13 protein-coding genes are annotated in these 13,660 nt (G+C 73.1%); 6 read left to right on the top strand and 7 right to left on the bottom strand.

All coding sequences use genetic code 11. From position 1 onward, the window contains the following. Positions 1–10 precede the first annotated feature (10 nt). Positions 11–1,531: an MFS transporter gene (locus tag ACZ4LX_RS11560; RefSeq protein WP_467642854.1), complete on the bottom strand. Its 1,521-nt coding sequence runs from the start codon at positions 1,529–1,531 to the stop codon at positions 11–13. A gap of 74 nt (positions 1,532–1,605) precedes the next feature. Here ACZ4LX_RS11560 and ACZ4LX_RS11565 point away from each other — a divergent pair, with 74 nt between their 5' ends. Next, on the top strand, positions 1,606–2,589 hold the full coding sequence (locus ACZ4LX_RS11565) for an ArsR/SmtB family transcription factor (protein ID WP_467642852.1): 984 nt from the start codon (positions 1,606–1,608) through the stop codon (positions 2,587–2,589). Positions 2,590–2,647: 58 nt separating this feature from the next. Here the strand turns inward: ACZ4LX_RS11565 and ACZ4LX_RS11570 are convergent, their stop codons facing one another. Next, on the bottom strand, positions 2,648–2,941 hold the full coding sequence (locus tag ACZ4LX_RS11570; RefSeq protein ID WP_467642849.1) for an MTH1187 family thiamine-binding protein: 294 nt from the start codon (positions 2,939–2,941) through the stop codon (positions 2,648–2,650). Next, entirely contained in the window at positions 2,938–3,288 is a 351-nt protein-coding gene (locus ACZ4LX_RS11575) for a DUF3817 domain-containing protein (protein ID WP_467642846.1), read from the bottom strand. Before ACZ4LX_RS11575 ends, ACZ4LX_RS11570 begins: the two co-directional genes overlap by 4 nt. 246 nt (positions 3,289–3,534) lie before the next feature. Here ACZ4LX_RS11575 and ACZ4LX_RS11580 point away from each other — a divergent pair, with 246 nt between their 5' ends. The 4 genes from ACZ4LX_RS11580 (at position 3,535) to ACZ4LX_RS11595 (ending at position 6,165) form a co-directional block, all read left to right on the top strand. After that, a complete protein-coding gene (locus tag ACZ4LX_RS11580; protein WP_467643026.1) occupies positions 3,535–4,167 on the top strand; it encodes an AIM24 family protein in 633 nt (210 codons plus the stop codon). Continuing rightward, a complete protein-coding gene (locus ACZ4LX_RS11585; protein ID WP_467642844.1) occupies positions 4,167–4,817 on the top strand; it encodes an AIM24 family protein in 651 nt (216 codons plus the stop codon). The genes ACZ4LX_RS11580 and ACZ4LX_RS11585 overlap by 1 nt, the downstream gene beginning before the upstream one ends. Continuing rightward, entirely contained in the window at positions 4,814–5,575 is a 762-nt protein-coding gene (locus tag ACZ4LX_RS11590; RefSeq protein WP_467642841.1) for an AIM24 family protein, read from the top strand. Before ACZ4LX_RS11585 ends, ACZ4LX_RS11590 begins: the two co-directional genes overlap by 4 nt. Before the next feature lie 113 nt (positions 5,576–5,688). Beyond that, positions 5,689–6,165 carry a MarR family winged helix-turn-helix transcriptional regulator gene (locus ACZ4LX_RS11595; RefSeq protein ID WP_467642838.1) on the top strand — a complete coding sequence of 159 codons (477 nt, stop codon included), beginning with the start codon at positions 5,689–5,691 and terminating at the stop codon, positions 6,163–6,165. Here ACZ4LX_RS11595 and ACZ4LX_RS11600 read toward each other — a convergent pair. Together ACZ4LX_RS11600 and ACZ4LX_RS11605 are read right to left on the bottom strand one after the other, a co-directional pair. After that, positions 6,119–7,618, bottom strand: coding sequence for a sensor histidine kinase (locus ACZ4LX_RS11600; protein ID WP_467642835.1), 1,500 nt, complete (start codon positions 7,616–7,618; stop codon positions 6,119–6,121). The two genes, ACZ4LX_RS11595 and ACZ4LX_RS11600, sit on opposite strands and share 47 nt — an antisense overlap. Beyond that, complete coding sequence (locus ACZ4LX_RS11605; protein WP_467642832.1) at positions 7,615–8,274, bottom strand: response regulator transcription factor; 660 nt, start codon at positions 8,272–8,274, stop codon at positions 7,615–7,617. The genes ACZ4LX_RS11600 and ACZ4LX_RS11605 overlap by 4 nt, the downstream gene beginning before the upstream one ends. A gap of 117 nt (positions 8,275–8,391) precedes the next feature. Here ACZ4LX_RS11605 and ACZ4LX_RS11610 point away from each other — a divergent pair, with 117 nt between their 5' ends. Next, the gene (locus ACZ4LX_RS11610) at positions 8,392–9,021 is read left to right on the top strand and encodes a PepSY domain-containing protein (RefSeq protein ID WP_467642829.1); all 630 of its coding nucleotides are present in this window, start codon (positions 8,392–8,394) and stop codon (positions 9,019–9,021) included. Between the two features lie 47 nt (positions 9,022–9,068). Here the strand turns inward: ACZ4LX_RS11610 and ACZ4LX_RS11615 are convergent, their stop codons facing one another. Next, on the bottom strand, positions 9,069–11,300 hold the full coding sequence (locus ACZ4LX_RS11615) for a protein kinase domain-containing protein (protein WP_467642826.1): 2,232 nt from the start codon (positions 11,298–11,300) through the stop codon (positions 9,069–9,071). Beyond that, complete coding sequence (locus ACZ4LX_RS11620) at positions 11,297–13,606, bottom strand: serine/threonine-protein kinase (protein WP_467642823.1); 2,310 nt, start codon at positions 13,604–13,606, stop codon at positions 11,297–11,299. The genes ACZ4LX_RS11615 and ACZ4LX_RS11620 overlap by 4 nt, the downstream gene beginning before the upstream one ends. Positions 13,607–13,660: the final 54 nt, after the last annotated feature.

Genomic DNA, 13,660 nt, shown 5'->3' on the forward strand with positions numbered 1-13,660 from the left:
GGCATCGACCTTACCCATTGGCCACATGCCGGTCCTCACTGTCTCGAACTTCGGTCCGAACGCGGTGACCGGGTGCGGTTCTCCGGACCTCGGCGGCAAGGAGCAGCAGGCACACCGTGCCGAGGACACCGGCCCCGGCGACCACCCGGTGCACGGGGAAGAACTCGGCGGCCAGTCCGGCCAGGGCCATCCCGACGCCCTGGAGGGTCATCAGTCCGGCGGTGAGCAGCGTCATGGCCCGGCCCCGCAGTTCGTCGGGGACCGCCTCGACGAACCACTGGTCGAGGCCGATGACGTACGCCGATCCCGCACCGGCCAGCACCAGCGCGACGGCCGCCAGGGCCACGCCGGGACGGAACCCGTACAGCACGAGGGGCAGCAGTCCGGCCGAGGCGAGCGGCAGCACGATCAGTGAGCGGGACCTCGGGGTGAGGGCCGCGCCCGCGTACAGCTCGGCAACGATGGAGCCGACCGGCATCGCGCACATCAGCAGCCCGAGCGCGGTGCTGGACGCGCCGATCTCGTCGGCGTAGGGGGCGGCCAGCGCCTCCGGGGCGACGACGAAGACCGGGGGCAGCCAGAACAGCAGCATCAGCGCCCGGATCCGGCGGTGGCCGAGCACCAGCCGGGCGCCGGACAGCGACTCCTTGAGCAACGTGCGGCCCGCCCTGCCGCGGGTGCGCGCGGGCCGGTCACGGGTGCCCAGCCGGAGCAGCGCGGCCGAGCAGAGGAAGGTGACGACGGTGATCGTGATCGCGCCGCGCGGGGAGACCACGGCGAGCAGCAGTCCGCCTACGCCGAAGCCGGCGAGCAAAGCGCTCTGCGAGACGATCCGCAGCAGCGAGCGCCCCAGGACGAACAGGTCGCCCTCGCCGAGGATGTCGGTGAGCGCGGCCATCCTGGTCCCCGTGAAGACGGGCGAGACGGCGGCGACGAGGCAGCGAAGCCCGAGAAGCCCGGCGACCGGGGTGCCCGGCAGCACCATCACGGCGACACAGGCGGCGCAGACCAGGTCGCAGGTGACCAGCACCCGGCGCGCCGGGTAACGGTCGGCGATCCCGGCGAGGAGCGTGCCGCCGACCAGGTAGGGCAGCATGCCGAGCGCGAAGGTCAGGGCGCTGAGCAGGGGCGATGCGGTGAGGTCGTACACGAGCACGGTGAGCGCGAGTTCGCTGACGACGACGCCGAGCAGCGAGAGCAGATGTGCGGCGAAGACCGCGCGGAACTCCCGTACGGCGAAGACGGCCCGGTAGCCGCGGGGCTCGGCGGGTGCGGCCGGCGTGGCAGGAGCGCCCAGCTCGGCGGGTGCGGCGGTCGCCTCCCCGGCCGGCGCCCGGAGCGCGGGCGGTCCGCCCGGGTCGTCGGGACCGGCGCGCTCCGGGTGCGGGGCCGGGAGAGGGGCCGGTCCCGCGGGGGCGGGATCCGTGGCGCGCGGGGCGGGCGGCGCGGGCTCGTGCGGGGCACGCGGTCCGCCAGGGGTGTCCGTCGCGTCGCGGGGGCCGCCCGTCAGGGGCCAGGTGTCTCTCGGCATGGACGCAGCCTGCGGGAGCGCGCCCCGCCTTCCGTAGACTTTCGGCCCCAGCCGAATCTTCGCGAGGCCCCCGTATGCCCGTCCATCTGCACTTCGACGAGAGCGATCTGCTGCGCTGCCGCTTCGCGGTCTCCCCGCTCTGGGAGACGCAGGCCGCCGTGCGGGTGCTGGGGCGGCCCGAACGGCAGGGGTATCACCTGCCGTGGCTGCGCAGGATCCGGGAAGCGGCCTCCGGACTCGGCCTGGAGCCGCTGTGGCTGCTGATGGTGGAGGGCGGCCACAGCCCGGACTTCTTCTGCCCACCGCCGCTCGGGCCCCTCGCCTCGTTCGAGGAGGAGATCGCGGGGGTGCGGGCCGTCGATCCGGGGCTGGCCGGTCAGGACATGGCCTGGTCGCTGGCGGACCGGCCGGAGGTGCTGCACTCCCCCGCCGGGCAGGCGCTGCTGGCCGATCCCGGGCGGACCCTGCTGGAGCTGGCGGACCTGCTGGAGCGGGCCTGGCGGGTGCTGATCGCGCCGCACTGGCCCCGGTTGCGCGCCCTGCTGGAGGCGGATGTGGCCTACCACTCGCGCCGGCTGGCCGCCGTCGGCTTCGAGCGGCTGCTGGGTGAGCTGAGCCCGCAGCTGAGCTGGGCGGACTCCACGCTCACCATCGCCCCCACGCGGGCCCGCCACTCCCGGGTGCTCGGCGGGCAGGGGCTCGTCCTGATGCCGTCCGTCTTCGCCTGGCCGGATGCCGTGGGCGGCTTCGAGGACCCCTGGCAGCCCGCGGTCGTCTACCCGGCACGCGGCATCGGCGGGCTGTGGACGGAGCCGGGCGACAGCACCCCGGAGGTGCTGGCGCGGCTGCTCGGACGGGCGCGGGCCGACGTCCTGTGCGCGCTGGACGAGCCGGCCGGCACCACGGCGCTCGCCCACCGGCTCGGCCTCGCGCCGTCCTCCGTGTCGGAGCACCTTTCGGTGCTGCGGGCGGCGGGACTGCTGACATCGCACAGATACGGCCATCAGGTGCTCTACGAACGGACGCCGCTCGGCATCGCGCTGGCGGCGCCGCAATGAGCCGAGCCCCCGGCCGGCTGTGCGGCAGGGGGCTCCTCGGGTGCGGGCAGCGGTGGCGTCAGTCCGCCAGGTACCGCTCCACCGTCTCGACCTTGGAGGTCAGACCGTCGGTGACCCCCGGGCGGATGTCGGCCTTGAGTACGAGGGAGACCCGCCCGGCGCGCGCCTCCACGGCCTCGACAGCGCGCTTGACGACGTCCATGACCTCGTCCCACCCACCTTCGACGGAGGTGAACATGGCGTCCGTGCGGTTGGGCAGACCGGACTCGCGTACGACCCGGACGGCGTCGGCGACGTACTCGCCGACGTCCTCGCCGACCCCCAGCGGGCTGACGGAGAAGGCGACGATCATGCGCTGACCGTGCCTTCCCGGCGGGCGCGGGCGGCGATGACGCCGTCGGCCTCGTAGCGCTTCAGCACCTTGTCGCCGTACAGGCCGCCGAAGGGCAGTACGCAGAGCAGGAAGAAGAACGCGACGCGCTTGAGCGGCCACTTGGTCTTCCCCCAGACGTCCAGCAGCAGCACGACGTAGATCACGAAGAGCAGGCCGTGCAGCATGCCGAGCGGCATCATCAGGAAGTCGATGTCGGAGACCCGGCTCAGCACCGAGCCGAAGAGGATCAGCGCCGGGAAGGAGAGCGCCTCGGGAATCGAGATGAGGCGCAGCCGGTGCAGGGCGGTAGCGGTCTTGATGTCCACGGGGGCACCTTCGGTGGGAGGACGGTGACAGCTTGTGAACGCAGGCACAAGCGGCCCCCATTGTGGCATCGCCGCTCACGGCACCCGGCGGCGGGGGCGGCTCCCGGGACGGATTCGCCCCGTCCGCCGTGTAAGGGATACGTCCCGATTACGTCCGGGTCCGGTACCGGATGCGTTTCAGGGGCCGGATCGTGTCGCAGGCCCTGTTCCGGCGACAGCCCCTGCCGCTACCGTCGCCGGGTGGCAATGTTCCGACTCCAAGGCAGCAAGACGCTCGCCGTCGACCTGACCGGCGACGCCGTCAAGGCGAAGAACGGCTCGATGGTCGCGTACGACGGCCGGATGACGTTCAAGAAGATGACCGGCGGGGGTGAGGGCCTGCGCGGCATGGTGACCCGCCGGCTGACCGGCGAGCAGATGGCCGTGATGGAGGTGACCGGGCAGGGCACCTGCTACTTCGCCGACCGCGCGAGCGAGATCAGCCTCGTCTCGCTGCACGGCGACAAGCTGTACGTCGAAGCGAGCAATCTGCTCTGCACCGGCGCCGGGCTGCGCACCGGCACCACCTTCACCGGGATGCGCGGCAGCGCTTCGGGCAACGGCCTGTTCACCACCACGGTCGAGGGAACCGGCCAGGCGGCGATCATGTCGGACGGGGAGGCCGTGGCCCTGCGGGTCTCCGCCCAGTACCCGCTCTTCGTCGACCCGGGCGCCTACATCGCCCACCAGGGCAGCCTCCAGCAGCACTTCCAGTCCGGGGTGAACTTCCGGACACTGATGGGCGAGGGGTCGGGAGAGTCCTTCCAGATCCGGTTCGAGGGCGAGGGCCTCGTCTACGTGCAGCCCAGCGAGCGGAACACGATCGGGGGCAATGTCTGATGCCGTTCCGCGAGATCAACTCGAAGATGGTCGAGGCGACGGTGATCCCCGGCCAGAAGATGTTCAGCCAGCGCGGCGCGATGCTGGCCTACCGGGGCGAGGTGTCGTTCACGCCGAACATCCAGGGCGGCCAGGGCGGCGTGATGTCGATGATCGGCCGCCGGCTGGCGAACGAGGCGACTCCGCTGATGACCGTCGAGGGGAACGGCACCGTGATGTTCGGCCACGGCGGCCACCACATCCAGGTGATCAATCTGGCCGGGGACACCCTCTATGTGGAGGCCGACCGGCTGCTCGCCTTCGACGGGGCACTTCAGCAGGGCACCATGTTCATGGGCTCGCAGGGCGGCGTGATGGGCATGGTGCGCGGCCAGGTGAGCGGGCAGGGCCTGTTCACCACGACACTCAAGGGGCACGGCGCGGTGGCGGTGATGGCGCACGGCGGGGTCATCGAGCTGCCGATCGCGCCGGGCCGCGACGTGCATGTGGACCCGCAGGCGTACGTCGCCCACCACGGCGATGTGCGCAACAAGCTCTCCACCGCGCTCGGCTGGCGCGAGATGGTGGGGCGCGGTTCCGGCGAGGGGTTCCAGCTGGAGCTCAGCGGCAGTGGTGCGGTGTACGTCCAGGCGTCGGAGGAGAAGCTGTGAGCACGCCCGTGGTCTTCGACCCGATGACGCTGCCGTCGGACGACAACGTCAACGCGTACACCTTCTGCGTGGAACTCAAGGAGAGCCAGTGGTTCCTGCAGAAGGGCAAGATGATCGCCTATTACGGGCGGATCGAGTTCAACGGAATCGGGCACGGCCGCTTCGAGCGGCTGATCCGTACGAGCTTCCACTCCCCGCTGCACGCGAGCGACTGGGTGGTGGCCGAGGGCAGCGGGAAGATGCTGCTCGCGGACCGGGCCTTCGACGTGAACTCCTACGACCTGGACGACGGGAACCTGACGATCCGGTCGGGCAACCTCCTCGCCTATCAGCCGACGCTGGCGCTGAAGCAGTCGATCGTGCCGGGGTTCCTGACGCTGATCGGTACGGGCAAGTTCGTCGCCGCGTCCAACGGCCCGGTGGTCTTCATGGAGCCGCCGCTGCGGGTCGACCCGCAGGCGCTGGTCGGCTGGGCGGACTGCCCCTCACCGTGCCACCACTACGACCACGGCTACATGACGGGCGTACTGGGCGGGCTCCGGGCGTTCACCGGGTTCGGGGGCGCCTCGGGCGAGGAGCACCAGTTCGAGTTCGTGGGCGCCGGTACGGTGCTGCTCCAGTCCAGCGAGACGCTGATGGCCGAGCAGCCGACGGGGGCCCTGCCGCAGCAGGCGGGGATCCCGGGCGCGGGTCAACCTGGGTCCGGACCCCGCAGGCCCGGCCGGCAGGGGGACTTCCACCATCACTTCGGTTCGTGAGCGATAGTCTGCGGAGTGTGACGTCGAACGCCTGCGCCCAGTCTGCGAGCGCGTGCCCGGTGTCACATTCCCTTACTTCGTCCGGCTTTCAACTTCTTAGGTAGAATCCATATATGGAGACCGAGACGGCCACCCGCTGGCTGAGCGACGCGGAGCAGTGCGCCTGGCGCACCCACCTGGACGTCGGCAGGCTGCTGACGCATCAACTGGAGAAGGACCTCCAGCCGTTCGGCCTGACGATGAACGACTACGAGATCCTCGTCAACCTCTCGGAGTCGGACGACCAGCGCATGCGGATGAGCGACCTCGCCGGTGCCACGCTTCAGTCCAAGAGCAGACTCTCGCACCAGATCACCCGCATGGAGAGCGCGGGACTGGTCCGCCGGGAGAACTGCGAGTCCGACCGCCGGGGGCTGTACGCGGTCCTCACCGAGACCGGCGCCGAGACGATGCGCAAGGTCGCTCCGCACCATGTGGCGTCGGTCCGCAAGCACTTCATGGACCTGCTGACGCCCGAGGCCCTGGAGCAGCTGCACGCGGCCCTCACCCCGGTCGCCGACCATCTGCACGGGCGGCGCGGCAAGCTCTGATCCGGCCGGTGTCCGGCGGGCGGGCGTCCGGCAGCCACAGCGCGAACCGGGCGCCTCGCTCCGCCGCGTCCGCCACGGTCAGCCGGCCCCCGTGCCGCGCAGCCACGTCCCGGGCGATGGCCAGGCCGAGTCCGGCCCCGCCCTCGTCACGGGTACGGGCGTCGTCGAGGCGTACGAAGCGCTCGAAGATCCGCTCGCGCTCCGCCTCGGGAACGCCGTCCCCGTCGTCGGCGACCTCGACGACCACACCGTCGCGCTCGCCGCGCACGTCGACCGCGACCGAACCCCGCGCGTGCCGCTCGGCGTTGTCCAGCAGATTGCCTATCACCCGGGCCAGCTGCGCGCGTGAACCGGTCACCTCGAAGCCACCGGCCGCCGCGACCGACACCGCCACCGGGATCCGGTCTCCGGTGCGCTGCGAGACCTCCTCGTGGACCAGCGCGCCGAGATCCAGCCGGGCGGCGCCCGGCCGCTCCCCCGCGTCCAGCCGGGCCAGCAGCAGCAGATCGGCGGCCAGCGCCTGGAGCCGTACGGTGTCGGCGACCGCTCCCGTCACGTCCAGCAGCTCCGGATGCGCGGCACCCACCTCCAGCTGGGTGCGCAACGAGGCGATGGGGCTGCGGAGTTCGTGCGAGGCGTCGGCGACGAAGCGCCGCTGCCGCTCGACCGAGGCCTCCAGGGCCGTGAGCGTCTCGTTGGTCGTACGGGCCAGCCGCGCGACCTCGTCGTGCGAACCGGGCTCCGGCACCCGTCGGCTCAGATCCTCGGACGCGGTGATCGCGGCCATCTCGCGCCGGATGCCCTCGACCGGGCGCAGCGCCCGCCGGGTCACCAGCCAGGTCACACCGGCGACGACGAGCAGCACGACGGGCAGTCCGGCCAGCATCGCACCGCGCACGCTGGCGACGGCCCGCTGCTCGGCGGCGAGCGGGGCGCCCGCGTGGACGGTCAGGGTCAGTCCCGCGGAGTTCGTGGCCTCGACGGCGGCGAACCGGTAGTCGGCGCGGTCGCCGTCGACGGTGGCGGTGCCGCCGGTGAAGTCGGGGTCGTCGGTGGAGACCTCGCCCCGGGCGGGACCGGCGCTCCCCGCCCCGTCGTCGTCATCGTCGTCGTCGCGGCGGTCCTCGCCCGTCCGGCCGGAGGGGACGGGGGTGACCCGGTCCGTGCCGGTGCCCGAGATCGCCTCCAGGTCCTCGGAGACGGCCACCACCCGGCCGTCCTCGTCGGTCACCTGGACCGGGTGCTCCTCCTCGTCGCCCGTCCTCAGCTCGTCGTACGGCACGTCCAGGGCCAGCTGACCGGCCACTTCCCGGGCCGCCACCTCGGCCTGGAGACCCGCCTGGTCGGTGAGGTTGGCGCGCAGGACGAGGAGGACGGCGAGCCCCGCGGCGGCGAGCGCGAACGCGACCACCGCGGTGGCCCCGAGGGCCGCTCTGGCCCGTACCGACCTCATGGTGCCTCCAGCCGGTAGCCTGCGCCGCGCACCGTGCGGATGGCGGCCGCGCCGAGCTTGCGGCGCAGGGTGCTGACGTACACCTCGACGATGTTCGGGTCGCCGTCGTAGGCGAAGTCCCAGACGTGCTCCAGGATGTCCGCCTTGCTCACCACCTCGCCCACGCGCCGCGCCAGCTGTTCCAGTACGGCGAACTCCTTGGCCGTGAGCGCGATCTCGTCCTCTCCCCGGTGCACCCGGCGGGCGGCGGTGTCCATCCGCAGCGTGCCCGCGCTCAGCACCGGGGAGGCGGAACCGCCCCGGCGGCGCAGCAGTGCCCGGACCCTGGCGACGAGCACGACGTACGAGAACGGCTTGGTCAGATAGTCGTCGGCGCCGGTGTCGAGGCCCTCCGCCTCGTCGTACTCCCCGTCCTTCGCGGTGAGCATCAGGATCGGCATCTCGTGCCCGGCCGCGCGCAGGGCGGCGCAGATCCGGTAGCCGTTCATCCCGGGGAGCATGATGTCGAGGACCACGAGGTCATGGACGCCCTGGCCCGCCAGGTGCAGCCCCTCCGGGCCGTCGTGCACGACGTCGACGGCGAAGCCCTCGGCGGCGAGTCCCCTCGCCAGGGACGTCGCCAGACGTTTCTCGTCCTCCACGATCAGCAGGCGCATGGGGAGAGCTTCCCAAACCGAACCTGAAGAAGCCTTCAGCCGCCTTCAGCCTGCGTTCAGCATCGCCGGGCCAGTGTGGTTCCCGTCGCACCGCACATCCCATCGAGGAGGACCACCATGAAGCGCAGCATCGCCGCCGCCACCCTCGCGGCGGCCGTACTCGTCGGCGGCGGACTCGTCGCGACCGCCGCATTGGCGGACTCCGGCAGCGCGGTAAGGGACGACCGGGCGGCCATCGCGGACCGGATGGCCCAGAACGGCACCGGGACCTCCGCAAACCCCGCGCGGACAGGCCCGATCGCCGTCGACAAGGCCGTCGGCGCCGCACTGAAGGCCGTCCCCGGCACGGTCACCGAGGCCGAGCTGGACGATGACGACGGCTCCCGTACGGTCTGGGAGCTCGACGTGTACGGGTCGGACAGGGTCTGGCACGACGTGACCGTGGACGCTTCGAACGGCACGGTGCTGTCCGGCCGCGAGGACGACGACCACGACGGCCGCGACCGGCACGCGCCCCGTTCGGCGGACGTCTCCCTGGACACGGCCGTGAAGGCGGCACTCGCCCAGCGGCCCGGCACGGTGACGTCGGTGGAACTGGACGACGACGATGACGACGCCGGGCACGGGGCGCCGCGCTGGGACGTCGACGTCACCGGCAAGGACGGCAGGGAGCACGAGCTGCGCGTGGACGCTTCGAACGGCAGGGTCACCGTGGACCGGGACGACGACCACAGCGACGACGACTGATCCGTCCCCTCGAAGCGGCCGTCGCCACGGTCCTGTCCGGCACCGCCTCAGGGCGCGAACCCGGAGAGGACCGTGCCGTCGTCCGGCGAGGAGAGGAACAGGGCCTCGTCCACCGCGATCAGGGCGGGCGTGGTCCCGCGAACGGGCAGCAGCGAGAAGACCTTGCCCGGGCCTGGAGGGTTCGTTCCCTCGGCGTCCAGTTCGTAGGAGTCCACCGTGACGTCCGCGTGGACGAACGCGCTGGAGCCCACGATCGAGACGTCCCCGACCGCCTCGTCGAGCAGCGTGTCGACGTGGTGCCACCGCTCCTCACCGTCGCTCAGCCGGAAGGCCCGCACCCGGCCGGGCGTCGAGACCACCACCGTGCCGTCCGCCGTCACGGCCGGCTTCATCGCCCCCTCCATGCCCTTGGCCAGGACGCGAGGGCGGGCGGCGCCGGACAGGTCCGTCACCGTGAGGCTGTCCCCGGCGACACAGATCAGCTCGCCGTCCTTGAGCACGGGATGACCGCACCCCGCCTTCTGCTCCCCGCCGCCCGGCAGGCGCTCACCGGTCGCGGCGTCGAAGACCCGGACGTCGCTGCCCACGGCCACCACCCGGTCGTCGCCGGCGAGGAGCGTGAAGTCGAACTCGTCGTAGTCCACCGCCCACTTCTGGGCCTTCTTCTCCCCGGTGATCTGCTGGGCCACCAGGGTTCCGGCCGATCCGCCCTTCACCTGGGCGACGTAGTAGACGACCCCGTTCGCGTACACGGCCCCCGTCCCCAGACAACCGTCCGGCAGGGGCCGCCGCCACACCCGCTTGCCGTCGGTGAGGCGCAGCCCGACCAGTTCGTCCCGTACGAAGGCGTAGACCGTGCCGTCCTCCACCGCGGCGACGGCCCGGCCGGCCGTACCGGCGTCGGACCCCCGCTCGTCCGGGAGGTTCCAGCGCTCACGGCCGGTCGCGGCGTCCAAGGCGGTGACACCGCGCTCACCGGAGCAGACGAGGGTCCCGGCCGACAGCGCACAGCCGTACTCCCCCATGCCCTCCCCGGACGTCCAGGGCTTCCAGCCGGCCGGACGCGCGGCGAGCTTCCCGTCACGGGACCCGAAGTCGTCGGTGCGGCCGGCGTCCGCCCCGGGCACGACCGCGGGCCCGGACGAGGACGCCGGGGCCGACGCACCGGGCCGTCCGGCGGCCGGAGCGTCGTCGTCGCCGTCGATCAGGCCGGGCAGGTACACGGCGCCCAGAACGGCGCAGACCACGGCGACCGCGGCCAGGGCCACCAGTGGCCCCCGCCGACGGGCGGCCTCGGGTGGCGCGGGCGGGCTCTGCGGCGGTGCGGACGGCACCGGCGGGGCCGCCCGGACCGACGCCGCGCAGCGCAGGGCCTGTTCGGTGTGGGCGGCGAACTGCTCCCGGAGCGGGTCGTGCCACGGAAAGCGGCCGGGCACATCTCCCGGGAGTCCCGGGAGGAGCAGGGCCGCGAGTTCGTGCGGGGTGGGCCGGTCCTCGGGCCGGGTGGCGAGGCAGCGCTCGACCACCGTCCGCAACCCGGCCGGTACGCGGCCGAGTTCGGGCTCACCGTGCGCGATCCGGAAGATGACCGCGGCCATGTCCGGGTCGTCGAAGGGACCGCGTCCGCACGCGGCGAAGGCCAGCACCGCTCCGAGGCAGAACACGTCCGAGGCCGGTACCAGCGCGCGGGAGCCGTTGACGTGTTCGGGCGAGATGTAGCCGGGGCTGCCGACCACCACACCGGTCCGGGTGAGCCGGGTGGCCTCGAAGGCCTGCGCGATCCCGAAGTCGATCACCTTGGGCCCCTCGGCGCCCAGCAGGACGTTGCCCGGCTTGAGGTCCCGGTGCAGCACCCGCACCGCGTGCATGTCGGCGAGTGCCAGGGCCAGGCGCGAACCGGCGGCCCGGACCACGGCCTCGGGCAGCGGGCCCGTGCGCCTGACCGCCTCGGCGAGCGAAGGGCCCGGGACGTACTCCGTGGCCAGCCACGGAGTCGCACCGGTGGCGTCCCCCGCGACGAGGGCCGCCGAGTGAGGGCTGCGCACGGCACCGGCCGCCGCGATCTCGCGGCGGAAGCGGATCCGGAACCCGTCGTCGAGGTCGAGTCCGGGGAGCACGGTCTTGAGCGCGACCAGCCCGGCCAGCGGTGCGCCGGGGACCGGCGCGGCGCCGTCCTCGCGCGCCAGGTACACCTCGCCCATGCCGCCCGCGCCGAGCAGCCCGAGCAGTCGGTAGGGACCGACGCGGGTGCGGCTCCCGGGAGGCAGGGGCCCGATCACGACGCGTCCCGGCCGGGGATCGCGACGGAGACGGCGATGCCGTGGCGGTAGACGATGTGCACGGCCCGGCCCGCCGGGAAGATCTCGGGGGGCGTGTTCTCCTTGCCCAGCGCGGTGCCGTAGGCGGGGTCGTACGGGTCCTCGATCTCGGGGACCGGTACGTCCTCGATGGGGGTCCGCCTCAGGGGCCCCGGGCTGACCCCGTCGCCGAGCGCGACGCTGTGGAGCGCGTCGGTGTCCGCCCAGAGGAGGGTGCCGTCGACGAGTGCCGGGGCGGAGGGCGGGTTCTTCTTGCGTGCCTCCGCGTCCTTGCCCAGGCCGTAGCGGCCCAGGATCCTGCCGTCGGCCCGCCCGACCAGGACGATCTCCGGTTCCTCGGTGTCCGCTGCCGCGTCCTCGCCCGCCGGCTCCGAGGCGCCCGTCCGGTAGACCGTCACCCGGTCGGTCTCCGCCACCACCGACGCGTACGCCCCCACCGCGGCGGGCGGGTCCTCCCCGCCGGTGCCGTCCTGGGTCTCCGGGCAGTGGACGGCGAAGTCGGAGGGCGTCTCGTCGGGGCAGCCGGTGTCCCGCTTCGCACCGTCCTTGGTGCCGAACGCCTGCAGACCCTTCTCGTTCCTGACGTACAGCACCCCGTCCTGGGCGCCCAGCGGCCAGAAATCGCCGCGCTCGGCCTGGGCCAGGTCCTGCCCGACGAGCGGTTTCCGCCACTTCTCCGTCCCGTCCCGCACGTCGAAGGCCGCGATCTCGGAACCGTCGGGCAGGTCGCCGATGTCCGCGAAGACCATCCCGTCCGCCACCCGCGGTGAGCTCCACGCCATGTGGGCTCCGCCGGTCCGGGCCTCCCAGCGGGACGTGCCGGTCTTCGCGTCGACCGCGAGCAGGCGGTTGCCGGTCGCGAAGTACACCGCGTCCGCGTCCGCCACGGGGAGGGTGGCGCCTCCCGGCATGAAGAACTGCCCGGTGGGACTGATCCGGGCGTCCCCGCCGCCCTGCTCCTCGACGGCCGCGTACGTCCAGAGGCTCTTGCCGTCGGACGTGGAGAGCGCCTCGTACGATCCGTCCGCCATACGGCAGACCACCGCTTCCTGACCGGCCGTGCAGCCGAGCGGGGTGCCGGAGAAGGTCGCGTGCCACGCCTTCCAGCCGGCGGGACCCGAGGGCGTGGGGCCGCTGCCGCCCCCTCCCTCACCGCCGCCGCCGTCCCGCAGCGCCAGCAGACCGCCCGCGGCCGCCCCCGCCAGAACGACGGCGGCCAGCGCCGCCCCGAGGAGACGACGGCGGCGGGCGGGACGGGCGGGAGCGGCGGCGGGCGGCGGGAGCCCCGGTCTCCGGGTGGGCAGCCGGTCCGCCGGTGTCCGGCTGCCCGTCGCCGCCTCGGTCGGGGTGTATCCCGGCAGCAGCGGTCCTCCCAGCGCCCGTACGGAGGCCAGCTCCCGCTCGTACTCGCCGATGTGGGCCGCGACCGGGCCGGGCCACCGCACGGAGCCCTCCGGGGCGAGGCGCGCGGCGAGCCCCGCGGGGGTGGGGCGGGCGGCGGGGTCGGCCACCAGGCAGTCCTGGAGCACCGCGCGCAGGGCCTCGGGTACGCCGTCGAGGTCCGCCTCGACGTACTTCACGCGATACAGCACCGCGGCCACCGGACCGTCGCCGAAGGGGTCACGGCCGGTGGCGGCGAAACAGAGGACCGACGCCAGGCAGAAGACGTCGGACGCGGTCACGACCCGTCCGCTGCCCGCCACGTGCTCGGGGGACATGAAGGCGGGGCTGCCGACCATGCGGCTGGTGGTCGTGAGCGCGGAGGCACCCATGTCCCGGGCGATCCCGAAGTCGATGAGGCGCGGCCCGTCGGCGGCGAGCATCACATTGCCCGGCTTGACGTCACGGTGCACGACTCCGGAGGCGTGGACGGCTTCCAGGGCGCGGGCGAGCCCCGCGCCCAGCATGCGCACCTCCTCCTCGCCCAGCGCGCCCGAGCGGCGGACGGCGGACGACAGGGTCGGCCCCGCGACATAGGCGGTGGCCAGCCACGGAACCTCCGCCTCCGCGTCGCAATCGAGGAGCGGGGCGAGATGGGGGCCTCGCGTCGAGCGGGCGAGCTCCGTCTCGCGGCGGAAGCGCTGCCGGAAGCCGGGGTCCCGGGCCATCTCACGGCGTACGGTCTTGACGGCGACGGGCTCCGTCCCGGCTCCACCGCCTTCGCGCAGTCCGAGGTAGACCTCACCCATGCCGCCGACGCCGAGCCCGGCCAGCACGGTGTAGGGCCCGATGTGTGCGGGCGAGTCCTCGCGTAACGGTCCCAGCATGCGTTTTCCCCCGGTGTGCGCAGCACAGGACGTCCGGCATCGCGTCCGGTGGCA

This window comes from Streptomyces sp. NPDC026062, from assembly GCF_055568375.1.